Source organism: Serratia sp. ID 25-353, assembly GCF_054792795.1.
The window spans coordinates 4,294,074-4,316,564 of sequence record NZ_CM139236.1 but is presented as its reverse complement, the minus strand read 5'-3'; the positions used below and the strand labels follow the sequence as shown (position 1 = coordinate 4,316,564).

At 56.0% G+C, this 22,491-nt stretch carries 18 protein-coding genes; 1 reads left to right on the top strand and 17 read right to left on the bottom strand.

Annotation, left to right across the window (positions count from 1 at the left end):
• Positions 1 to 87 precede the first annotated feature (87 nt).
• Both ACYF6X_RS20710 and ACYF6X_RS20705 read right to left on the bottom strand, forming a co-directional pair.
• Positions 88 to 1,539: a M20 family metallopeptidase gene (locus tag ACYF6X_RS20710; RefSeq protein ID WP_130017293.1), complete on the bottom strand. Its 1,452-nt coding sequence runs from the start codon at positions 1,537 to 1,539 to the stop codon at positions 88 to 90.
• Positions 1,536 to 2,852: a M20 family metallo-hydrolase gene (locus ACYF6X_RS20705; RefSeq protein WP_063988689.1), complete on the bottom strand. Its 1,317-nt coding sequence runs from the start codon at positions 2,850 to 2,852 to the stop codon at positions 1,536 to 1,538. The genes ACYF6X_RS20710 and ACYF6X_RS20705 overlap by 4 nt, the downstream gene beginning before the upstream one ends.
• Positions 2,853 to 3,124: 272 nt before the next feature.
• On the opposite strand from ACYF6X_RS20705, the gene ACYF6X_RS20700 reads away from it, so the two are divergent.
• Positions 3,125 to 4,021, top strand: a complete 897-nt coding sequence (locus tag ACYF6X_RS20700; RefSeq protein WP_063988690.1) for a LysR family transcriptional regulator — start codon at positions 3,125 to 3,127, stop codon at positions 4,019 to 4,021.
• A 27-nt stretch (positions 4,022 to 4,048) separates the two neighbouring features.
• On the opposite strand, the gene ACYF6X_RS20695 is transcribed toward ACYF6X_RS20700, so the two are convergent.
• From ACYF6X_RS20695 to ACYF6X_RS20625, 15 genes are all read right to left on the bottom strand, one after another.
• On the bottom strand, positions 4,049 to 6,172 hold the full coding sequence (locus ACYF6X_RS20695) for a TonB-dependent receptor family protein (protein WP_063988691.1): 2,124 nt from the start codon (positions 6,170 to 6,172) through the stop codon (positions 4,049 to 4,051).
• Positions 6,173 to 6,332: 160 nt separating this feature from the next.
• The gene (locus ACYF6X_RS20690; RefSeq protein ID WP_130017294.1) at positions 6,333 to 7,469 is read right to left on the bottom strand and encodes an ABC transporter substrate-binding protein; all 1,137 of its coding nucleotides are present in this window, start codon (positions 7,467 to 7,469) and stop codon (positions 6,333 to 6,335) included.
• A gap of 86 nt (positions 7,470 to 7,555) precedes the next feature.
• Positions 7,556 to 9,703, bottom strand: coding sequence for a phosphocholine-specific phospholipase C (locus ACYF6X_RS20685; protein ID WP_460924535.1), 2,148 nt, complete (start codon positions 9,701 to 9,703; stop codon positions 7,556 to 7,558).
• 123 nt (positions 9,704 to 9,826) lie between these two features.
• Complete coding sequence (gene queF, locus ACYF6X_RS20680; protein WP_063988694.1) at positions 9,827 to 10,666, bottom strand: NADPH-dependent 7-cyano-7-deazaguanine reductase QueF; 840 nt, start codon at positions 10,664 to 10,666, stop codon at positions 9,827 to 9,829.
• The gene (locus tag ACYF6X_RS20675; protein ID WP_130017296.1) at positions 10,644 to 11,540 is read right to left on the bottom strand and encodes a queuosine precursor transporter; all 897 of its coding nucleotides are present in this window, start codon (positions 11,538 to 11,540) and stop codon (positions 10,644 to 10,646) included. Before ACYF6X_RS20675 ends, queF begins: the two co-directional genes overlap by 23 nt.
• Positions 11,541 to 12,155 carry a helix-turn-helix domain-containing protein gene (locus ACYF6X_RS20670; RefSeq protein ID WP_004937341.1) on the bottom strand — a complete coding sequence of 205 codons (615 nt, stop codon included), beginning with the start codon at positions 12,153 to 12,155 and terminating at the stop codon, positions 11,541 to 11,543.
• 531 nt (positions 12,156 to 12,686) lie between these two features.
• Positions 12,687 to 13,988, bottom strand: a complete 1,302-nt coding sequence (locus ACYF6X_RS20665) for a cytosine permease (protein ID WP_130017297.1) — start codon at positions 13,986 to 13,988, stop codon at positions 12,687 to 12,689.
• A 20-nt stretch (positions 13,989 to 14,008) separates the two neighbouring features.
• Positions 14,009 to 14,698 carry a helix-turn-helix transcriptional regulator gene (locus ACYF6X_RS20660; RefSeq protein WP_033636032.1) on the bottom strand — a complete coding sequence of 230 codons (690 nt, stop codon included), beginning with the start codon at positions 14,696 to 14,698 and terminating at the stop codon, positions 14,009 to 14,011.
• A 27-nt stretch (positions 14,699 to 14,725) separates the two neighbouring features.
• The gene (locus ACYF6X_RS20655) at positions 14,726 to 15,136 is read right to left on the bottom strand and encodes a GNAT family N-acetyltransferase (RefSeq protein WP_063988696.1); all 411 of its coding nucleotides are present in this window, start codon (positions 15,134 to 15,136) and stop codon (positions 14,726 to 14,728) included.
• 428 nt (positions 15,137 to 15,564) lie between these two features.
• Entirely contained in the window at positions 15,565 to 16,485 is a 921-nt protein-coding gene (locus tag ACYF6X_RS20650) for an alpha/beta hydrolase (RefSeq protein WP_063988761.1), read from the bottom strand.
• A 628-nt stretch (positions 16,486 to 17,113) separates the two neighbouring features.
• A complete protein-coding gene (locus tag ACYF6X_RS20645; protein WP_063988697.1) occupies positions 17,114 to 17,998 on the bottom strand; it encodes an ATP-grasp fold amidoligase family protein in 885 nt (294 codons plus the stop codon).
• A gap of 50 nt (positions 17,999 to 18,048) precedes the next feature.
• On the bottom strand, positions 18,049 to 19,344 hold the full coding sequence (locus tag ACYF6X_RS20640) for a lysine N(6)-hydroxylase/L-ornithine N(5)-oxygenase family protein (protein WP_130017298.1): 1,296 nt from the start codon (positions 19,342 to 19,344) through the stop codon (positions 18,049 to 18,051).
• Positions 19,345 to 20,263: 919 nt separating this feature from the next.
• Positions 20,264 to 21,124, bottom strand: coding sequence for a hypothetical protein (locus ACYF6X_RS20635; RefSeq protein ID WP_242512512.1), 861 nt, complete (start codon positions 21,122 to 21,124; stop codon positions 20,264 to 20,266).
• Between the two features lie 36 nt (positions 21,125 to 21,160).
• Complete coding sequence (locus ACYF6X_RS20630; RefSeq protein WP_130017299.1) at positions 21,161 to 21,643, bottom strand: Hcp family type VI secretion system effector; 483 nt, start codon at positions 21,641 to 21,643, stop codon at positions 21,161 to 21,163.
• A 47-nt stretch (positions 21,644 to 21,690) separates the two neighbouring features.
• Positions 21,691 to 22,173 (bottom strand): Hcp family type VI secretion system effector, encoded by a 483-nt coding sequence (locus ACYF6X_RS20625; protein WP_025304260.1) that lies wholly within the window; start codon positions 22,171 to 22,173, stop codon positions 21,691 to 21,693.
• Positions 22,174 to 22,491: the final 318 nt, after the last annotated feature.

Sequence of the window (22,491 nt, the reverse complement as noted above, 5' to 3'; positions counted from 1 at the left end):
GTGTTTGCTCTGTTGTGTGATTGTTATTATTTGATTTATTTATAATTATGCTTCGTGACCCGGTGAGCCGGGCCCTGTCTGTTCATGCTATTTCAATGGGGAGGGTTTCACCCCCTGCGGGATTGGGCAGCGGTACGGTTGTTCGGCGCGCCGGCGATCAAACTCGCTGCGGCAGCGCGCCAGCAGGGCACTGTCGCTCAGCAGATCGATGGCGGTCGCCGCCATCACTTTGCCGGCCAGGCACATGCCCTTATGGGCGATAGCGGTGCGGCCCTGCGCCACCAGTTGCCAGGTGTGCAGAGGCGTGCCGAGTGCGAAACAGGGGCTAAAGCATTGGGCGGTCGGCGCCACCCAGCTCACGTCGCCAACGTCGGTAGAACCGTACAGCAGGTCATCGGACTCCACATAAGGAGCGACCTCATCCATCAGCACCTTATCTCCCAGCCGCTGCACCCACTCGCGCCCGGCTGCGCCGCCGGTGCGGGCAATGTTGAGTTTGGCGTTGCGCAGATCGTCGCGGCTCAGCGTCTGACGGATTTCCTCGGCGAAGCGGCGTTCGGCGTCGCTGTACTCGGGCAGACCGAAATCACACAGGTTTTGATACATCGCGCGTTCCAGGCTGCGGTTCGGCACATAGTTGGAGCAGGCCTTGTCGAAGCGCACTTCCATCTGGGAGTCAGTCATCAGCGCTGCGCCCTTGGCGATGTTAATCACCCGTTGGTAAATGTCCTGCGCCTGATCGAGCTGCGGCGCGCGGATCAGGTACAACACCTCGGCGTCGGCCTGCACCACGTTGGGGGAGCTGCCGCCGGTGTTGGTGACCGCGTAGTGCAGCCGCGCTTCTTGTACGATATGTTCGCGCAGGAAGTTGGCACCGGTATTCATCAGCGTCACCGCGTCCAGCGCGCTGCGCCCCAGGTGCGGCGAGTTGGCGGCATGGGCGGCGACGCCCTTGAAGTGAAACGCCGCCTGAATGTTGGCCAGCGTACTGGTATTGAACATGCCGCTGAAGCCTTCCGGGTGCCAGGTGAGGGCGGCGTCGACGTCGTCGAACAGGCCTTCGCGCACCATAAAGGTTTTGCCGGAGCCGCCTTCTTCGCCCGGGCAGCCGTAGAAGCGTAAGGTACCGGTCAGCCGGTTCTGCTGCATCCACGCCTTGGCGGCGAAGGCGCCCGCCAGCGCCGCAGTGCCCAGCAGGTTGTGGCCACAGCCATGGCCGTTGCCGTTTTCCACCAGCGGCTGCGGCGTAGCGCGGCCCGCCTGCTGGCTCAGCCCGGCCAGCGCGTCGTACTCGCCCAGCAACGCGATGACCGGGTGGCCGCTGCCGTAGCTGGCGATAAACGCCGTCTCGATGTCGCCCACGCCGCGCTCGACCGAGAAGCCTTCCTGCTCCAGCGCATCGGCCAGCAACGTGGCGGAATAGGTCTCGTTGAAGCGCGTTTCCGGGTGGTCCCAAATCGCGTCGCTCAGCGCGCTGAAGCGAGGCTGACGTTGGTCAATGTAGTCGTCGATAAATGCCTGTAGTTCTGAGTTGCTCATGATCCGCTCCCGAATGTCGGCAGGTTCAGCGCCAGCGACGCCAGCGTTTTCACCGCCACTGCCATCACCTGCTCGTTGAAGTCAAATTTCTCGTTATGGTGTCCGGCGCTCAGCTCGGTGCCGAAAATGACGTATGAGGCCTGGCCGCCGCGGGATTTCACCCGTTCCATCATGTAGGTGGCGTCCTCTGAACCCGCAGCCTGTTCGCGGCGATCGACCACCGAGGTCAGCTCGGTTATCTGCTGTGCCTGGCGACGGATGTAATCCACCCACGGTTGGGTCGGTTTGCTGCTCTGCGCAGCGCCCATCAGCGCGATGTCGCAGGCGACGCCGTGCATCTTGGCTGCGCCTTCGATGGCGTTCAGCGCCTGTTGATAGACGAACGCGTTGATCTCATTGGTGGCGCCGCGCGTCTCCACCTTCATAAACGCCCGATCGGCGATCACGTTTCGGCCGGTGCCGGCCTGCAGCACGCCGACATTGATGCGCGAGCTGCCTTCGCTGTGGCGCGGGATGGCGTAAAGCCCCAGCGCAGCCTGCGCCGCTGCGAGCAGAGCGTTGCGACCGTCTTCCGGCTTGGCGCCGGCGTGGGAGGCGACGCCGCGGAAGGTGACGTCCAGCTTGCTGGTGGCCATAAAGCTGTCGCTGCCGCATACCAGCTCACCGGCCGGCACGCCGGTGCCGATATGCACCGCGGTGAAGAAATCGACGTCGTCCACCACGCCGGCCTCCACCATCGATTTTGCGCCGCGTGTGCCTTCTTCCGCCGGCTGGAAGATCAGTTTGACGGTGCCGCGAAGCTGGGACTCCAGGCTTTTGAAGACGTGCGCCAGCCCCAGGCCGATGGTGGTATGGCCGTCATGACCGCATGCATGCATCATGCCGCTGTTGCAAGAGGCGAAGCCTTCACGGAACGGCAGGTGTTCGGGTTCCAGCAATTCGTTGAGATCGAGGGCGTCCATATCCACGCGGTAGGCGATAGTTGGGCCGGGGCGGCCGGTATCGAGCGTTGCGACGATGCCGGCGAAGCCGCCGGAAAAGTGCGGCAACCATTTTTCCAACGCCCCCTGATTGCGGGCGCGCTGTTCCTGCGCTTCCAGCTCATCGGACGAGGGGAGTCCCATGCGCGCCTCGGCCTTGATTACCTCGCGGCCCAGCTGCAGGCGATAACCCAGCCGATCGAGTTCTTCCGCCACCAGGGTGGCGGTGCGGAACTCAAACCAGCCGGATTCGGCATAGCGATGGAAGTCGCGGCGCCAGGCCTGCAATTGCGGGTACAAATCGGCCACCAACATCGTAAGCGAATTAGTCATAGTGATATCTCATAAGTTATCGCGCGCTGGATCGCTCCAGGCAGCAGTTATGCTCTGAACTGAAATCAGACGGTGAAGCTATTGCAAAGAAAAAGGTATATTTGGTTACTAACTGCCGTGAATGGCGCTTATTGGCGCAGAAAATGCGCTTAATTAAGCGAAATAAGAATTTGGTTATTTATTATGTTTTTTCCGAATGTACACAATGGAATCTGGCTAAATAAGATGCCAATATCTTGCTATTGATAAATAACGGTTATCGCCTTTCGCCTATGCCAGCCTCGATAAAATTGCACCAATTACGTGCATTTGTGGACGTTAGCCGCCAAGGCAGCATCCGCGCCGCTAGCCGCACCTCACGCCTTTCCCAGCCTGCACTGACCAAGGCCATTCAGGAGCTGGAAGAGGTGCTTGGCGCCAAGCTGTTTATTCGCCGTAGCCAGGGTGTGGTATTGACTGACTGCGGCGATAACTTTTTCCAGCATGCCAGCCTGATCCTTGAAGAGCTGCGGGTGGCGCAGGAAGATATCCAACAGCGGTTGGGGTTGGCGGGCGGCACGGTGAATATCGGCGTTGGTGGCAGCATTGCGCGTACCGTGATGCCGCAGGTGGTCACGCAGTTTCATCGTGAGTATCCCAACGTGAAGGTACGCATCGTCGAGGGGCAGCTGGTGTCGATGATCCCTGAACTGCGCCAGGGCGAGCTGGACTTTACCGTCAATACCTACTACCCCAGCAGCCTCGACAACGAGCTGCAGTACGAACGGCTGATGGAAAAAGAGTATCGGGTGGTGGTACGCAAAGGGCATCCGATGGAGCGGGCGACCTCGCTGAAACAGCTGCAGCACTGCGACTGGACCATGCCGACACCGAAAGGCAGCTATTACCGGCTATTGCACGATCTGTTCGGGGACTTGGGCATGGCGCCGTCTATCAGCGTGACCTGCGAGACCTTTATGGCTTGTACCAGCCTGGTGGCGCAGAGCGATTTTGTTAGCATTCTGTCGGTGGACGTGATTTCGGATCCGATTCTGGGCAAGCATTTGGTGCCGCTCGAGCTGGAAGAAAGTCTGCCGAAAGCGACGTTTTATCTTATCCAACGCAAGGACACCACCCTGACGCCGATGGGCGCGCACCTGGCGCGCCTGTTTCGCCTTTACTGTCGGTGATACCGAGGCCCCGGCGGGGCCTCGGTATCAGAAAGCGATCGACCCCTGCACGAAGAAGGTGCGCGGTTCGCCGACGTACTTGCCGAAGTTATTGTCGTTGGAGCGGGTGAAGTAGCGCTGATCGAACAGGTTTTTCACCCCGGCGCCCAGCGTCAGGTTCGATAGCTGCGGCCCGAAATTATATTCCCCGCGCATATTCCACACCATGTAACCGGCGATATCGCCGAACTGACCATCGGCGCTTTCCTGCGTGACGTACTCCGGCCCGGTGCCTGGCGAATGCTGTTTGGACTGCGCGTAACCGTCCAGATTCCATACCCAGCTGCCGGTGGCGTAGCGAGTGCCGACGGTATACACCTGGCGCGAGTAGAACGGCAGATCTTTACCGGCGAAGTCGCCCTTGTCGGTGCTGGCTTTGGTGTAGGTATAGCTGGTGTAGACGCTGGCACCGTCGAGTGCCCGGTTCAGCTCGCTGAGATCGTAGCTGAGCGCCAGCTCGATGCCTTTATGCTTGGTGGCGCCCATATTGGTCCAGCCCACGTCGTTGCTGATGTACTGCAGCTGGTTATCGAAGTCGATGTAGAACAGCGTGGCTTCGGCTTTGACCACGGTATCATCGTAGCGGGTGCCGAATTCATAGGTGTGCGCTTTTTCCGCCGTCAGCCCCGGCGCAGGTTGGTTGCCGTTGCCGCCTTTGGTCAGTTGGAAATACTGCATGCTGCCGAACGACGTGTTGGCGTTGGCGAACAGCTTCCAGGCATCGGACAGGTGGTACATCACGTTCAAGGACGGCAGCGGTTCGCTGTAGCTTTTCTCGCGGCTGATGTTGTTGAACGAATCGTCCACGTGGGTGCGGATGCTTTCATAACGCAAGCCCGGCGTGATCGTCCAGTTGCCGACGTTGATGGTGTCGTCGATATAGAACGCGTTGGCCGCGGTGCCGCCGGAGGTGTGCTGGTAATAGTCCGGAGTATCCGGCGTCGAGCCGATATTCGCCGGGTTATACCAGGCCGAACGCGACGCCTTTTCGTCCATGGTTTCATTCAGGTAACGGTAACCGAGGGTGATCTCGTGCGCCATATCCCAGAAGCGGAAGACCTGCGAATAGCTAGGTTCGATAGCCCAGGTTGAATAGTGACGCGGATAGGAGACCATGCGCCGCTGGCCCGTGTTTTTGCCGGTGCCTTCCGATTCGATGTTGCTGCCGCGGTAGCTGTCGGTGAAGTAGGTCAACACTTCGAACTGCTTGTCGTCTTCCTGATGTTTGTACTTGAACGACATATCCTTGCGGCGGCCTTCGAACTGGTCCCACGGCCGCGTGGACTGGAACGGGTTCTGCGCGTACTGCGCGGTGCTCAGCCCGCCCGGCATGCCGGCTTTGGCGTCGTAGTAGTGGAAATTGGCCAACAGTTCGTCGCGATCGGTAAACGCATAACGCGTTTTCAGCATGAAATCGTCGATGTCGGTGTTGTCGTTGTTGTCGCGGTAGCCCTGGCCGTGCAGGCCGGAGTAGAGCAGCTCGGCGCCGAAGCCGTTGTCTGCGGTGCCACCCACGGAGGCGCTGGTCAGGGTCTTCAGGCCGCCGTGGCTGGCGCCCTGGGTTTGTACGCCGGCGGTGCCGCCAAACGTTTTGGGAATGTCTCGGGTAACGAAATTGATCACGCCGCCGACGTTCTGCGGCCCGTAGCGCACCGCGCCGCCGCCGCGCACCACGTCCACCGATTGCAGATTACCGATAGACAGCGGAGCCATCGACAGCTGCGGCTGGCCGTAAGGCGCGACCGCCAGCGGGACGCCGTCCATCAGAATGGTGGAGCGTGGAGAAAGACGCGAAGTCAGGCCGCGCACGCCGACGTTGAGCGAGATGTCGCTGCCGCCGGTGCCGTTGCTGTCGCGCACCTGCACGCCGGGCACGCCGCGCAGGCTATCGGCGATGGTCTGGTCGCCTTGCTCGTGCATCTGCTGCTGGGTGACGATGGAACGCGCGCCCGGATGGTTGAGCAGCACCGAACTGGTATCAGGGTTGTCCAGCCAGTTGCCGACGACGGTCACGGTGTCGGTATCGTTTTGAGATGAGTTATCAGTAGCAAGGACAGGGAACGCGACGGCGATGGAAGCCGTCAGCAGGGAAAGCCGAAAAAGAGATGACATAATAATGCCTTAAGAGTTTCAGACCCGGATGTGTTTTTTTAGAAAAGACAATCTTAATGATAATTATTGGCAAGTAAATAGAATTGTTACGGGATAGTTAAGCGGGTAACTAAATAATGAATGCGGGAAACAGGGCCCGGCTGGCGGGCCCTGGCGGGGGTTATTGCGGTGTAAGCCAGAAGACGCCGCTGTAATCCAGCGCGGTGAATTTCTGGTGCACCATTTCGATATCCGCTTGCGGATCAATATCTTTAAACAGCGCCGGGTGCAGGAATTTGGCGATCGCCTCAACGGCGATAAAGTTGAGCGGCGTGTCGTAAAATTGATGGTAAATCGCCATCACGCGTTTTTCTTTCACCGCTTTCAGCACGTTAATGCCGGTGCGATCCAGCAGATGCGCCAGTTTCTTTTGGCTGGTGGCCATATCGGTGGTGTAACCCAGCGGCACCGCCAGCGTGCCGCGATGCCCGCGACTCCAGTCGGCGCCGGTCAGCAGATAGAAATCCGGGTTGCTGCTAATCACCTGCTCGACATTCACTTCACCGCCCATATCTGAAAACAGCTTACTGCCGATATTGTTGCCGCCGGCGGTATCGATGAACTGCCCGAAGCTGCCCTTGCCGAAGGTGTTGCAGCACTGTTCGCCTTTGATGCCGGCGCTGCGCTCGATAAAGACGCTGGGGCGTTGCTCCGGCTTCAGCGTGGCGACCCGCTGCCGCACCAGTTCGAGGCGCTGCTGATAGAGACGGATAAAGGCGTCGGCGTTGGGCTGCTCGTCAAACACTTTACCCAATAGCGTCATGCTGGCGACGGTATTGGTCAGCGGCTGCTGGCGAAAATCGATGATCAGCACCGGGATGCCGACTTTTTCCAGCTGGGTCAGTACGCCGCTGTCTTTCAATTTGCTCAGCAGGCCGATGTCGAAAATGATCAGATCCGGTTGGCGCACCACCGCGCTTTCCACGCTGAAATCACTGGTGTAGGGATTGTCGAAGGTAGGGATTTGCATGACCTGCGGAAATTTTTTCGCGTAGGCTTCAACCAGATCCGGCGCTTTGACCTTCAGCGAGTTGTCCCAGGCGATGATGTTTTTCAGCGGCTGCTGCGGGTGCAGAATATTCAGCGCCAGCAGCGCGCGAGCGTCGGCCAGAATAACGCGTTTGGCCGGTTGCGGCAGGGTGACCTGGCGGCCGGCGACATCGGTGACGACGATCGGTGCAGCTTGAGCGGCGCCGGCCAACAGCAATACACAGGTGGCCAACCAGCGGCCGGCTTTGGCGATAAGAACAGCGGGCATGAAGATCCTTGGGTAATCGGCGAAGAACGAGAGCGCAATGATAAGCGATATCCTTTCGCTTTTTGAACTCCCTTGATGCCGATCGGTTACCCCTGGCCCATCAGCGGGTCGCTGACGCTGTGTTCGCCATCCTCCAGCCGCCCCGCCAGGCGGCGCAGCCAACCTCCCGGGCTTTGCAGCGTAAAATCGTACCAACCGCCGCTGGCGCGAGCGTCAAACGCTTGCTGGTGGCTGCCGCCCGCAGGCAGCGTGATAGGCCACGGGCCTTGCTGCGTGTAAGGGCAGCGTTCGAGGGTGACCGCTATCGCTTCGGTGCCCGGATTATTCAGCAGCAGCAGCAGGCTGCGGCCCGTCGGGCGCAGACGCACCTCCGGCTGCGGCCGGCTCAGGACGCCGCGCAGCTCGCGATGAAAGCCGTTGGGGCCGAGCAACCACAGATGGTACTCATCCTCCATCTGCCAGTCATCGCTGACCGCCTTGCCGGCCTCGACGGTATAGCGGCGCGGGATCTGCGTGAGGTCCCGGCGATCGTAGACGTGAAACACCGCTCCCTGCTCGCCGGTATTGAACAGGTTGAGCGTCACGCGACGCTGCTCGGCTGCGACGGCGGCCTCGACGTGCAGCTGGTAGGGCAACGCGCGGGAAGGGCGCGCCAGGCGGCGTTGGTGCGGCAAACGCTGGTGGGTAGGGGGCGGCAGGGGCACTTGCGGCAGCTGTTCCTGGCGCTGGCGCAGGCCATCGGCGGCGTGGCGATTGGTGGCGGGCAGGCTCGGCAGCGCTTCGCCGTTAGGATCGACAAAGTTGAACGCCGAGGTGAGATCGCCACATACCGCGCGGCGCCAGGCGCTGATGTTGGGTTCATGCACCTGAAAGCGCTTTTCCAGGAATTGCAGCACCGAGGTGTGATCGAAAACCTGCGAATTGACCCAGCCGCCGCGGCTCCAGGGCGACAGCACCAGCATCGGCACCCGTGGGCCGGGGCCGTAGATGCGGCCGTCCGGCGGCGGCTGATCCTGCGAACCGGGCGGCGCCACGTGCTGGAAGATCTCGGTGTCGAACGGCACCGTCGATTTACCGGCGAAGCTGCCGTCTTCGCGAAGCGAGGGTGCGGAAGGCGAAGGCATATGGTCAAAAAAGCCGTCGTTTTCGTCGTAGTTGACCAGCAGGACGGTTTTACTCCACACCTCCGGGTTGTCGGTCAGCGCGTTGAGGATCTCTTGGGTGAACCAGCCGCCCTGCACCGGGCTGGAGGGATCGGGGTGTTCCGAATAGGCCGCCGGCGCGATGATCCAGCTGACCTGCGGCAGTTTGCCCTGCTGTACGTCGGAGCGGAATCCGGCCAGCATGGCATCCAGATCGTTGCCGTCGGCGGCCGGCAGGGTGTTGCCGTTGCCTTTGTACAGCGGCGCGGCCTCGTTGAGCGCCTCGCGATAGGGCACGAAAGCGTTGAAGTCTTTCGGCGGCCGCGCCGGGTTGCCCACCTGAATGCTGGCGGCGCGGTATTGACGAAAACCCGCCAGCGGGTTGTCGGTAAAGTTGTCCGGCAGGAATTGGTACACCTTCCAACTGACGCCGCTCGCCTCCAGCCGTTCCGGATAGGTTGTCCACTGGTAGCCGATCTCCGCCGGGCCGGGGCTGTCCCATTCGTTGACCACCACCGCCACGTCGGCGGCGGACGGGCCGTTGGTGCCGGTCCAGTGGAACAGTCGGTTGGTGTTGGTGCCGGCGTGAATAGCGCAGTGATAGGCGTCGCACAGGGTAAAGGCGTTGGCCAGCGCGAACTGGAACGGCAGCTCCTGCTGACGGTAGTAGCCCATTGAGGCCGGCGTTTTGTAGGTGGGCCAGGCGCTCATGCGGCCGTGATCCCAGGCGGCTTGCTCATCTACCCACGAGTGCGGCGTGCCGGTGACGCGCTGGGCGTTGCCGCGTTTGCTGTCAAGGTGGTAGGGCAACACCAGCCGCTCGGCCCCCTGCTGCTGCCAGACGTGGCGGCCGCCGGGCAATGGGATGGTAAAGCGATCGCTGAAGCCGCGCACGCCCGGCAGGGTGCCGAAGTAGTGGTCGAAAGAGCGGTTCTCCTGCATCAGGATCACCACGTGTTCGACGCCGCGCAGGGTGCCGGTGCGGTTATTGGCGGGAATGGCCAGCGCTTTGCGAATCGAGGCGGGCAACAGCGAGAAAGCCGATCCGATGGCGGCAGCCCGCAGGATGTCTCTGCGTGAAAGGTCAGGCATGCGTCGTTAATCTCCGTCAGTGTGCTTTGAAGATAGCCGCTGACGACGATAATGGCGAAAAATAACAGGGAGATGAAAGCGAGGGAAACAATGCTCCCCGGCGGGAGCATTGGGGGATAACGCTTACTGTCTGATCAGGCGGCCGAGCGCCGGCGCCGTTTCGAAATCGCTGCGGAAGGGGTTGATGTCCAGGCCGCCGCGGCGGGTGTAGCGCGCGAACACGCTGAGTTTTTCCGGGCGGCAGCTCTGCTTGATGTCGTTGAAAATGCGCTCGACGCACTGCTCGTGGAATTCGTTGTGCTGGCGGAAGGAGATCAGGTAGCGCAGCAGGCTTTCACGATCGATTTTGCGGCCTTCATAGCGGATCACCACGCTGCCCCAGTCCGGCTGGTTGGTGACCAGGCAGTTGGATTTCAGCAGATTGGAAGACAGCGTCTCCGACACCGGTTCCCCTCTCTCGGCCGCGCCGCTCAGGTATTCCGGTTTGAAGGCGAAGTCGTCGATCGCGATATCCAGATCGTCGATATTGATGCCCGGCAGGCTATCGATCTGCGCCAAGTAACCTTCCAGCCCCGGATAGAGCTTGACGGTGACCTGGCCGTTGGCCGCCTGCGACAGATCTTGCTGCATGGCGGCGCTCACCTGTTCCACGCTGTCGAAGCGCGTTTGGTTGAAGCTGTTGAGATACAGCTTGAACGACTTGGATTCGATCAGGTTCGACGACGAGTGCGGGAAGGTAAATTCGCCGATGCCCACCACCGGCTTGCCCTTGGCGTTGAGCCAGGACAGCTCGAAGGCGGTCCACAGATCAAAGCCGCTGAACGGCAGCTGCCGCTCGTCCACGCCGATCAGATCGCGGCCGCGCGCACGCGGCAAGGCTTCGAGCAATGCGGGAGCATATTGATCCGGATAATCGGAATTGGCGCCAAGATGGGTGATTTTATCTTGCTTTTGGATATGCATATTCATTGCCTTTTGCTTGTTCGGTATTGATGTAGCGGTTAAACAGACTGCGGGTGGCGTAGATCGGCCCGACGCCCAGCAGGGCGTAAACCACCTTGATCAGGAACTGCGACAGGATCATGGTTTTGATGATGTCCCAGCTCAGCACGTTGTAGAACGCCAGCGTACAGAACACCACGCTGTCGATGGCCGACGCCACTACGGTGCTGGTGATCACGCGCACAAACAGGTAGCGGGAGTTGGTCAACTCTTTGATTTTGCAGAGCAGGTAGGAGTTGACGTTCTCGGAGATCAGATAGGCCGCCGACGAGGCCACCAGCACCGCCATGATGCTGTGCACGATGCCGTTGTAGGTCTCGCTGTACTCCCACTGCGGAATGCTTGGCACCAGCGTCGTTACCCAAACTCCCAGGACGAAGGTCAGGTTGGCGATAAACGAGATGATGATGGTGCGCCTTGCCAGCCGTAAGCCATAGAATTCGTTGAGGATATCCACCAGAATGAACGTGAGCGGGTAAATGAAGATCGCCGGCGGCGTGATGAGATTCAGCACCGGGATTTGGATCGGTTTGACGCCGCACAGCGTTGAGAAAATATAAATCACGCTGAGCGCCACGGTAATAATCAGGTAGGCGTACCAGGAGCGTTCGTGGCGATCGCTGAGCTCGTAGGCGGTTTTTTGTTGGTTGTCGCCATAGAGTTTGCGGTACAGCGCCTGCAGCTCGTGCCGGCTCAGATCTTCTGATATTTCGCTATCGGCCAGCTCATTTAGCCCCATGGTAATGGTTTTGCCGGTGGCCAAGACCATGACATTGGCCGCGATGGTGCCATGCCGGGTGAAGCCCAACAGCTTGAACTTCTGATTCGATTCCATTTATAACCTTTCTCCAACGATGTAACCCAGGAATTGCACGGTGTCCTGAGGGCGTTTGTCCATGCTTTCGCTGTCTTTGTCGTCAACCACAAAGAAGCCACTTTTTCCCGAGTGATACAGCAAAGGCGAATCGCAAATCAGTACCGGCGGTCGTTTGATGATGATGACTTCGCCGGGAATAAATGACCCTTTAATTTCGGTCTCTATTTTCATTGCCAACATGTTCGACTCATCGCCGAAGAAATAAGTCAGAGGAAACTCGGTGACCAGTTGCCCGATCTTGCGCTGCGAGACGGCCAGATAGCGCGACTGCGGGATCACCGGAATGGCGGAAGGGTTCTTGTTGCCTTCGGTGGACAGCGTTTCGTTGAGCAGCTCCAGCTTTTCCAGATCGTAATCTTCGATCTCTTCACAGGAGACACCGAAGAAATCGGAGATCCGATTCACGGTGGATTGCTGAACGTTGTTCACTCTTCCGTCAAGAATTTTGTAGAGAGTCGTGCGCGTCAGGCCGCTGCGATTGGAAAAGGAAGCCTTGGTTTCACCGCGTGTACGCATCAGATATTCAATATTTTTAATGATGTTGATTTTGCGCTGTGCGTTGGTGGTTTTCATTGGCTGTCCTTACAAACATTACGCAGGCTTCACTATATCCTACGCATTGGCGTTGTCCAGATAAAAAGGCGCTGAGGAGTAGGTAACAGGCTGATTATTGGCGGTAATTATTGTTTCTCGTCAGCCGTTTAGCGCAGTGATATCAGCGGGTAGGCTTGCCTTCTCTGCACGAAAGATAAAGCCGTGTAAATCAATTGATTAGGTTTTGCTTATGGAAAAGTGAACACAAAAGCCGGTTTTATGTTTACTTTTATGTTGACCAAAGCCGATTTCATGGGCTACTGTTCATGCAAGCTGAAGTTTTTCTTTATGATAAAAACACGGAAGCCAACAATTTTTATAATAAAAAGCCCAGAGGGGGGCGTTGCCACGCTCTGAGCATAATGGATAGCTTGCTACCGACACCAGGGACCCTAACTACCACGGCCGTTTGTCTGCGCGATCGGCCCCTCCTTTTGCACTGAATCTCCCCTTCTCTAGCGTCAAACACTCCCCCGTCACCGGAGGAGTGCATTAACGCGTGCGCGAAAATCAGAGCGACTTCTGCGAGGCCAGCGGTTGTTGCGCCCGGCGGAAGGCCAGTTTAAGCACCCAATACAGCAGGCTGGCGGCTACCAGGGAATTGATGGTCGGCACGCCCCATTCGGTCGCCAGGCCAACGACGCCGCCGGCGATGCTGGCGACGATCGCCGCCCAGCCGATGGTTGGCGTTTCGCTCGGCAACTGGCCGGTACGGCGGCTCTCGTCCAGGATCTTGCGGTGGCTGCGCAGCAGATAATAGTCCACCAGCATGATGCCGATAATCGGCGGGAAGACCACGCCAAGCACCGTCAGGAAGTCGACAAAGCGGTCAAGAATGCCCAGTACCGACAGCGTGGTGCCCAGAATACCGATCACCAACGTGGTGTAGGTGTACTTCAGCTTTTTGCCGGTGATGCCTTCTACCGCGTTGACGATGCCCAGCGAAGAAGAGTAAAGGTTGAGATCGTTGACGCGCAGGGTGGAGAACACCACCACCAGCAAACCGGCGCCGCCGGCCGCTTGCGACATGATGGTGACCACATCCGCAGTGCCCAGGGTTTTGGCTACCAGGATCGCCAGGCCGTTCACCACGAACTCGCCGGCGATGATGGTGAAGAGCGTGACGCCGAGCACATGCTTGCCGTTTTTGGAGTAACGGGTCAGATCGGGGGTCATCAGGCTGGCCACGATGGCGCCGCCAACGACGATGGTGATGCCGGCGCTGATGGTCAGCGGTTCACCCGGCGGCGCCAGCTGGATGATCTCCTGCAGGTTATGGCCGGAAAGCGCGGTCACCGAAATAAAGGCCACCAGCATGATAAACATCGGTACCGCGATACGGGCGGCGATGCGCAGTGCCTTGAAGCCGAATGCCACCAGGATGGTCAACAGCGTGCCCGAGAGCCCGGCGGCCAGGCCGAAGCCCAGCTTGTTGCCGAGCGCGAAGTCGAGCGACTTGGCGAAAATGGCGTTCTGAATGCCGAACCAACCCAGCAGGCTGACGGCCACCACTACGCCGATCAGCACCGAACCCAGACGGCCGAAGCCGCACCAGCGCGCCAGCAGGCTGCCGGAAATGCCTTCGCGCATGCCCGCCAGCCCCAGGCCGTAGGTCACCACGCCGAAGATCAGGCTGCCGACGAAAATGGCGGTGAAGGCGTCAATCAGCGTCATGGAGTTGCCGAGCACGGCGCCGAGCATGAACTGGTCCAGCGCGGTCAGCATGCCCATATGCACGATGGCCACGCTTAAAAACGAAACTCGTTTATCCTGCGGCACCCGGGTGAGCGGATAATCTTCGATCTTTATCACGGTGAGATCTTCCTTGCGGTTCAAATAAACTGAATGCCTTTGGTTATCAGGCGATCGGGAATGTAGTTATCCAGGTTGGCGTATTTGCAGTACTCTTCAAATTGCTGCTGAGTATGCACGTTGGCCTTCTGGTAAATGTTATAAATGCGGTTTTCGATGGTCTTATTGCTGACGTTATAGATTTTGGCGATCTCTTTCACTGTAAATCGTTGCAGCATAAGAAAAATGACATCGAGTTCGGCTCGGGTGAACAGCTCGTTATTGACTTCGGTGGTCAACACGCTGGGTTTTTGCTGATTGATGTATTTCAGCGGCGACAGGCTGTTCATCGGCTTGGCGTTCCAGATCACGCCAATCACCTGTTTGTCATCGTTGTACACCGGCAGCTTTTCGCTGATAAACGGCGTCAGGCTGTCTTTGCCGTACCAGTAGTGCGTTTCTATGACAGTGACCCGATCGCGCGCCGCTTCGGTCATCTTGTCATGTTCGATAAAGTCGGCGGCGGAGTCGGCCCAGTCGGCGGGGAACTCGTGGTCATATTTGCCGGCGACGTCGAAATTCAGCGGCGTATTGGTATAGAGATAAGCGGCGCGGTTCATATAGAGGTGGCGGGACAGTTGGTCTTTGATGCCCCAGGGTTCGCTCAGGTGCTCCATCATGGTGATGAGGCCCTTAAAATAAGATTCATTATTTTTATGCGATGACCCCATACCCACCTCTGTGCCGCTCAGGCCGCGTTACAGGCTTTTAGCCAGGTAATGGCGGGTGTGGCGATGTGCATAGTCGCCCAGCTCGCCGTAGACCCGGTAGCCCAGTTTTTCGTAGAAGCCTCTGGCCTGGAAATCGAAGGTGTCGACATAGGCCATATGGCAACCGCGCTTGCGGGCTTCTTCTTCGGCCAACTCCATCAATTGGCGGCCGTATCCGCATTTGCGGCATTGATCGCCAACCCACAGATACTGCACTTCCAGACCGCCCCACCAGGTGCGTGCGACCAGGCCGCCGACGATCTGCTGATTGTCGTCGGTGACGGTCAGGAACAGCGGGTGAATGTCTACGGGCTGGGTTTTGTGATTGTGCGCCCAAAGGCTGTCGATAACGAACTCTTCATCCTGCGGGTTGGGTTTGTCGGTGATATTAATATTCATTTTTAATATAATTCCCTGATTTAATTATTCAAAACTGAACTAGGCGCTTTTGCCCCAACCGCTTCTAATATCACTTTCATTAATGTATTTCAAGGGTGGTTTTCACCCTTTTCCACCCGGTGAGCGGGCGCTTATAGTAGGCGTCACAGGGAGAAGAAAATAGTGAAACAGGCGGTATTAAAACGCTGAAATGCCCTGCTTACACCATCTTTTCCTAACTTGCGCCTCACCAGGGCCCCACCGGGAAAACTGCAGTACTGTATGGCTCCACCGGATAGAGCAAGCTCACTTGCCGACGGGGGAGCCACTTTGTTTTTTGACACGCCCACCCACGGCCGTCATTCCCTGTCTCAGATAGTAAACACTCTTCTTGGCAGAAGATATGCGCCGCAGATGAAAATGTGGCCGACACCTTCTGATCCGCGGACTCAGTCCTCTGCGATGACGCTGCTTAGCGCCGGCTCGATGGCCGCACCCAGCATAGCGCCGTGCCCCAAGGCGGGCCATTCCCGATAGCCGACGGTGAGACCGCCGAGCTGCGTCAGCTGTTCGGCCAGCAAATGCACCGCGTCTGCCGGCAGAATGGGGCTCTTCACGCCGGGCGGGGTCGCGCGATCGCGTTCCGCCAGGCCAACCCACAGTTGTAACCTTGTCTCCGTCTCCGGCACCGCACGTCGTTCCGTCATCTGCTGCGCTTCTTGCAAGATCATGCCGTTGCCCCACCACAGCGAGGGTTCTACGGCGATGTAGCGCTGGAAGGTGGTGGGATGGGTGAACAACGTGTGCAGAACGAAGAGCCCGCCATAGGAGTGGCCCCACAGCGTTTGCCGCTGCGGATCGACCGCCAGTTTGGCGGCAATCGCCGGTTTGATCCGAGTTTCAATCAATTGCAGGAACGCATCCGCGCCTCCGCTGGCCCGCGGCGGTTTCTTCATGCCTGCCGGCAGAGGGAGCGTATAGTCGTAGGCGCGGCCGGCGGCATCGATGCGCAGATCGTTGTCATAGCCGATCATTATCAGCACCGGCGGCCGCTTCGCCGCGGCCAATTTGGCCAGTAAGGCGGCGTTTAACTCCATCAGTACCGCATTGCCGTCGAGGAAATAAACCGTTGGATAGCCGCCAGGCGCAGGCGCCCGACGCGGCTGGGCGATGCGAACGCGGTAATGCCGTTGGCCATCGGCGGAGGTGAAGCGCAGATCGCTGAAACGGTAATCCGCAGAATCGCTATCGGCTACGGTAGTGCCGATCTTGCGTTCCAAATCGGGCCTGGCCAGCGCGGAGCCCGGCAGCCAAAGGCCGATGGCGAGTGCCAGAAGCGCGGAGATAAAATGCCGGTTGGACAAGAACATGCGGATCAACATCCTCGAAAAAGGCTGATAGTAGCATCCGTGCGGGGCCGGTAAAAACCTACCTTTAGGGCGGACATTCCGGCCGCGAAAGGCGGCCAAAACCCGGAAGAGGGCTACCAGTTACTTTGCCGGGTTAATAGCAACCCCTTGTTATTATTGATAAGTCAGGAATAAGAGAGATTACAATTAATTAGAAATGGTTATGATTTCTATAGGGCGGGGAATAGCGAAGGCAGGTAAAAAATCACGGTTATCAACGATATTTGGCAAAAAAAGCCCTATAAAATAGGGCAAAGACACACAACAACACCAGGGAAACTTTCCTGTATCTTATATTATAGCTTCCTATACATATAGAACATTTTATTATAAATATGTAAGTGATTCTTATTAATCTCTCAATATCATTGTTTTTCAAATGGTTATGCAACCTGGTTGAGGTATTGCCCCTGGGTCGGTTGCGGGCAGCCAAGGGCGGGAGGCTAGGGATGTTGCCGTCACGGCAGCAGAACAGGCGAGAGCCTCGGCCCGATAACCTTCAAGGCAATACCGACTGGCGGGCGGCAAACGTACCGGCCGGTATTTCTCCTCAGGCGCGGCCGATCTTCATCGTGGGGCCAGGTGAAAATCAGTGCTGTTGCAACGTCAACATCTCGCCAAGCAAAACATCGGTCGGCGCCAGGATATCCGTATCCAGCCCGGCGGAAGGGGTAAAGGTCAGCTCGCCGAAAATGATCTGGCCTTTGGAGATGTAGAAATCAACGCGAACAAACTCGAAGGGCGCGGACAAGCGTGAGGCGTACTCAAACAGCTCATCGTAGCCTTCTGGCTTCACGAAGGCGTCTATTTCTTCCTGGCTCAAAGCCAGGCAGTCATCGCTGTAGCACAGAAACTTGAAATCTTTGTCGAAGAAGTAATATTTCGGCGACCCGGTATCTCTGCCGACACACAGCAACGTGCAGTAAGGCACACCGCGGAAACAATAGATTTTATAGTCTTCAGGCCCGTGACCATTGGCCGATTCGATATATTTCTCCCCAATGATCTTTTTTTGTATCCCTTTGTAGTTGAGTTCTACATAGGTTTTCCAATAATCGTCTTTCATCCAGCCATCGATCAATTTTTTGGCGCTCGTGATATTCAGCAATTTTTTATTCTGGCAAATCAGGTTATACCCGGAACCGTGATTTCCTTTGATCACAAACTTGTCCGGTAATGCGTCCCACGGAATATCGTTTACTGAGTCACAGGCAAAGTACAATTCATTAAGGATCTCTTCGCACCCTTTTTCTTTGATGTACTGTCTTACCGCATATTTATCTGCACACTGCTTCACCAACGCATTTTGACTATAACCATTCAACTTCAGGTGATTGATCTTTTCATTCCAGGTGGATGGCGCCTGCAAGTTTAACGGTTTGCCAAATGCTTTTTTGTAGAGCAATCTGGCCTTGAATTCGGGAGCCAATACGGCCAGCTGCTTTACAATAAATTTAATGACTTGTCTTTTCATATACGTAATTCCATCAAAGCGTAGTGACAATGATTAAGACGTTCTTGTATTTAAAACGCGTATGGCACGTTTTCACTGCGCCATTGAATGGCCGTCGGCGTGGTTCCCAGATCAAATGGCTTGTGGTCTAACGCCCGATTAAGAATGCGGGCCGATCGCCATGCCATCAGGCTCAACTGCGGATCGGCAATGCCGTGGTTGTGCATGCTGGCGTTCATGGCGAATAAGCAGTTCTCTGCCGGGCCTTCCCACTCAAAGGTAAAGTCTGGGGCGATGCGGTATTCGCCATCCGCAGTGGTCAGCAAACGGTGGGCCAAAGGCTCAAGGAACTCTGGCGTCGCCGATTGGTAACCGGTGGCGAAGATCACCACGTCCGCCTTGAAGGCTTCTTCGCCGTGATCGAGATGATGACGCGTTTCGAGTTGGTAGGCGTTATCCAGCGTGTGTTTCACGGCCGTCAGCGAACGGCTGGGCAGCAGGCGCACCCATAATTTCTCGCGCAGGACATCGAAGCGGTGGTACATGGCGCGATAAATCGCCAACAGCGACTCACTGGTGATGCCGTCTGAGGTCATCTTCTGTTCGGCCAGCATATGCCGCTTGGCCGCGCTATCCAGCGAGTAAAAGCTCTCGACGTAATCGGGCGTGAAGTATTCGTTGGCAAAGGCCGCTTCATCGAGCGCGTTGTAATTGTTGCGGCGCGATATCCAGTCGAGCTGCTCCGGCTGCCCCCATTCCCCTTTAAAAATATTCAGGAACAGGTCTGCGCCGCTCTGGCCGCCGCCGACGATCGCCACGCGTTTGCCGGTCAAATCGGGATTGCGCAGCATCATTTCGCTGGCGTGGAAACAGCGATCGCTTTGTGCCGTCACACAATCCGGCAACTTTATTTTCTTGCCTATACCTATGCTGACGTGTTTGGCGTGGAAGACCTTATTCGAGGTGGTCACCACGAACTGGCGCTGCCGATCGTCAAATTCGACCCGCTGAACGTCTTGATTGAAGGTCAACGATCCCATTCCGCCGGCGGCCCAGGTGAGGTAATCGGCGAACTCTTCACGCGATGCGGTGCGCTGTTCCGTTGTCAGGAAGCGGTAGAACTTTCTGTTTTTTACCAGATAGTTGAGAAAGCTGTAGCGATTGGTTGGGGCAACCGCGCTCACCAGATCTTTTAAAAAGTTGGTCTGCATGCTGCAATCTGCCAGGATCATCCCTGGGTGCCAGGAGAAATGGGGTTTGCGTTCAAGAAATTGCCCTGTAAACCCCTCTATTTCACTTCCTAAGGCCGCCAGGCTAAGATTCGACGGGCCAAGGCCAATACCGATGATATCCAAACGCTGATTCATTAATAAGCTCCAGTATAATGAGAATAATACCCAGAAATACGGCTGCAGATAGGGTGGCTTATAGCAACCAGGCTGCCTTTTTCTTATAAGTAGGCTTCGTTAATTAAATGTAATTTAAAGGTGTGCGGGCCTAAAATACCGCATTTTTAAATGCCCGTTTAGAATTCGATAGCACATCAGGTAAAGGCTACGGGCGTATTTCTTTCCATGAAAAATACCTATAAAATTTTTCGTGTGTTTTTAATGAGTAGTCCTAAGTAAAAATCTGACATGCCTGATTTCTCGCGCCATGAAAACGGGCGTCATGGAAGATGCCCACCGTGTGAGTTCTTATCTGCTTTTCTGGTGTATATGCCATTGCATTGCCAGGATCAGGTATTCGTCGCATAGAATAGCCCTAAAATAGGCTCTGGGAAGGTGAAATAACGTGATATTAGAAGCAGGGCGCTTTTTGCAAAGATGAAATCGGAAGTGAAATTATGAAATCTGCGCGTTATGAATTGTTTTTTATCATTTAATTCAATGTGTTATTCGTTGCGACGTATCACATTCGTTCACTAAGGTGCTCCGCATAGTTCTGTGCCTTTATCTCCTCTTATTGCCGCCCCGAACGGTAAGATTTTACCCCGAGTTACATCACCCTGTGGGTGCGGATGGCTCGCGTTACCTATCAGGTTTAGGGTTCGTTTAATTAATGCCGGACAAAAGCTGGCCGGAGAGGGCGCTTGCTCGAGCCGAGTGTGAAAAACCTGGCCGCGGTGGCGAACGATTGAATCCGATCCGGCAATCTGGCTTGTCATCGTCATTGGCCATTCTCACCGACAATAAAAATCGCTTGGTCAGCCCGGGGTATTTTTGCACCTTGGGCAGAATGAACAACCGTTGCGCCACAAGCGTGAAGACCTGCCAGATTGATCAGTCACGGGAGCTTCAAATTGCTGAGGTAATCATACTGGGCTTGCGAAATGTCCAGTTCTCCATCGCTGAAAAAGACTTTTATAAACATATCGCCCTGGCCGACGATATCGACACGTTGGTAGGTTCCCGTTATAAAACGGCGCACGATGGCCTGAATGGCATCGGTATAGTTGGCAGGAACTGCATTGTTATCCGTGACTTTTTGTTCAAAAGTAATAGGGTGCTCTGCCTGAGGATCGGGGCTGTATTGTGCGCGTTTGGCTGCGCTTTCAAACTTGAAATCATTAAAGGCATTGTGGGTAGAGTTAAACATATCGGCAAGGTTTTTGATATGCGCCGCCATCTGATTCACGACCATGGTTTTATTGGTCACGAAGCGTTTACCTAAATAAGTGCCTGTCACTACAGCGAGCTGGGCGGCATTTCTGCCTAAAATGCTGCCAACGCCAGAACCTGCTCCCGTCCATAATCCCGCGATCAAAACCAGTCCGGCCCCGCCTACGGTGCTCGACGCGATATTCTCAAAATGCTGAACACGGGCTCCCATTTGCCATGAGGTTCCGGGAAAAGAGACATTAATTCGGTTATCCAGGTGATTAATTCTGCCGCCTGGTCGTTGTCCTGACTCAATATTATTGGCTGTCAACCGGCGGTTGTTTTCATCTTTGAGTTCACCCAGCGTAAACGCGATCTGGCCGGTCTCTGTTTTTGTCAATCGAAAGACTTCTTCTGGTGACAGAGACCTGACGAGGATCAGCGCCTCATTCAAAATCTCACAGGTCAAAAAGTTGGCTGACACCCGATTATTCGATTCGTGTTGCGATGTCAGAGCTAAAATTTCATGTGACTTAGGAAATGCCATAATGCCCCCGTCATTACGATATGCACCGTAATGTGATTAGCTTTCTTTATTTTGCTTAATGTCCCAGCCCATCTGCACCGAAGCCCCTTTACTGCCTTGCTTCGCTTGCTCCCAGTATTCCATCGACACTTTACCGGCCTGAAAAGAGTATTCAATGCCTAGCGTGGAACCGTGCTCGACACCGATGAAGTCGGTATGAGTCACCAATACATCTTCCAAGGTAATGCGGGTATACTCCACTTCCTGCCCACCGACTTTGCAAAGAGACAACTGTACCTTGGCGAGATGTTTACCCGCCGAGCAGTATTTCAATAAGGCAGGTGTCGCTTTATCTATCAGAGCCTGTACGGTCAGATCGCGAAAGTTCACTTTACCTGCACCGCCGCCGCCGCCAACGGCCATATTGCCAGGCTGCCGCGCGCCCCAGTTAAAGGAGAAGACATCGATCCATTGCTTGTGATTCGCATTTTTCGATTCACCATTAATGCCTTCAACTTTTAAGAACATATCCATTGCCATGATTTTATCACCCGATCATTAACGTATTGTTAGGTGCCCGAATGCGCTCAGCTCTCTTTATTCTGCTTGATATCCCAACCAGATTTGCTTTCCGCGCCTTTAGTGCCGCTGCTGCCTTGTTCCCAGTAACTCATGGTGACTTTTGACGCCTGGAAGGCGTAATCAACCACGATCGCATCATTTTGACCTACACCATTAAAATCGGTTTGTGTCACCAGCACGTCTTCGAGAACGATTTTGGAATACTCCACCTGGTTGCCGCCCGCTTTGCATACGGAAAGCTCTATTTTCGCGACATGTTTTCCACTGGAACAATATTTGAGAATGGCGGGCGTAGATTTGTCGATAAGCGCTTGAATACGGAGGTCTTGATAATTCACTTTTCCGGAGCCGCCACCACCGCCGACAGCCATATTTCCTGGCTGTGAAGCGCCCCAGTTAAACGAAAGTACGTCGGTCCATCCCTTATGATTGCTGTCTTGGGACTCGCCTGTCATTCCTTCAACTTTCATATACATATCAATTGCCATTGTCGTCGGATCCTCCATTATTTCGCGTTGGCAGCGGAATAGGTTAAAAATGTCTTATCAATGGGTAAAATTCAGCATAGCCTTATATGAATGAATTAACAGCAATGTCGTTTTTATTCGGAATGTTCCTAATTTTTTCCTAATATGTTGTTATTTAACAAAGTGATATGGCTATTGATTCGTAACTGTATCCCATCACCGCTCGACAATAAAAACACACAATAAACACGGAATGTGAGCGTGCTCGTTTGACGTCCGGATAGTCGGGAATTGGGGGGCTTTCGAGAGAGTCCAGCTGTAATGCGGAGTTGCACACCT

What these genes read in the sequence shown, in the direction of transcription:
- ACYF6X_RS20710 (WP_130017293.1), bottom strand. Translation starts at nt 1,539, where the DNA reads ATGAGCAACTCAGAACTACAGGCATTTATCGACGACTACATTGACCAA.
- ACYF6X_RS20705 (WP_063988689.1), bottom strand. Translation starts at nt 2,852, where the DNA reads ATGACTAATTCGCTTACGATGTTGGTGGCCGATTTGTACCCGCAATTG.
- ACYF6X_RS20700 (WP_063988690.1), top strand. Translation starts at nt 3,125, where the DNA reads ATGCCAGCCTCGATAAAATTGCACCAATTACGTGCATTTGTGGACGTT.
- ACYF6X_RS20695 (WP_063988691.1), bottom strand. Translation starts at nt 6,172, where the DNA reads ATGTCATCTCTTTTTCGGCTTTCCCTGCTGACGGCTTCCATCGCCGTC.
- ACYF6X_RS20690 (WP_130017294.1), bottom strand. Translation starts at nt 7,469, where the DNA reads ATGCCCGCTGTTCTTATCGCCAAAGCCGGCCGCTGGTTGGCCACCTGT.
- ACYF6X_RS20685 (WP_460924535.1), bottom strand. Translation starts at nt 9,703, where the DNA reads ATGCCTGACCTTTCACGCAGAGACATCCTGCGGGCTGCCGCCATCGGA.
- queF (WP_063988694.1), bottom strand. Translation starts at nt 10,666, where the DNA reads ATGCATATCCAAAAGCAAGATAAAATCACCCATCTTGGCGCCAATTCC.
- ACYF6X_RS20675 (WP_130017296.1), bottom strand. Translation starts at nt 11,540, where the DNA reads ATGGAATCGAATCAGAAGTTCAAGCTGTTGGGCTTCACCCGGCATGGC.
- ACYF6X_RS20670 (WP_004937341.1), bottom strand. Translation starts at nt 12,155, where the DNA reads ATGAAAACCACCAACGCACAGCGCAAAATCAACATCATTAAAAATATT.
- ACYF6X_RS20660 (WP_033636032.1), bottom strand. Translation starts at nt 14,698, where the DNA reads ATGGGGTCATCGCATAAAAATAATGAATCTTATTTTAAGGGCCTCATC.
- ACYF6X_RS20655 (WP_063988696.1), bottom strand. Translation starts at nt 15,136, where the DNA reads ATGAATATTAATATCACCGACAAACCCAACCCGCAGGATGAAGAGTTC.
- ACYF6X_RS20650 (WP_063988761.1), bottom strand. Translation starts at nt 16,485, where the DNA reads ATGTTCTTGTCCAACCGGCATTTTATCTCCGCGCTTCTGGCACTCGCC.
- ACYF6X_RS20645 (WP_063988697.1), bottom strand. Translation starts at nt 17,998, where the DNA reads ATGAAAAGACAAGTCATTAAATTTATTGTAAAGCAGCTGGCCGTATTG.
- ACYF6X_RS20640 (WP_130017298.1), bottom strand. Translation starts at nt 19,344, where the DNA reads ATGAATCAGCGTTTGGATATCATCGGTATTGGCCTTGGCCCGTCGAAT.
- ACYF6X_RS20635 (WP_242512512.1), bottom strand. Translation starts at nt 21,124, where the DNA reads ATGGCATTTCCTAAGTCACATGAAATTTTAGCTCTGACATCGCAACAC.
- ACYF6X_RS20630 (WP_130017299.1), bottom strand. Translation starts at nt 21,643, where the DNA reads ATGGCAATGGATATGTTCTTAAAAGTTGAAGGCATTAATGGTGAATCG.
- ACYF6X_RS20625 (WP_025304260.1), bottom strand. Translation starts at nt 22,173, where the DNA reads ATGGCAATTGATATGTATATGAAAGTTGAAGGAATGACAGGCGAGTCC.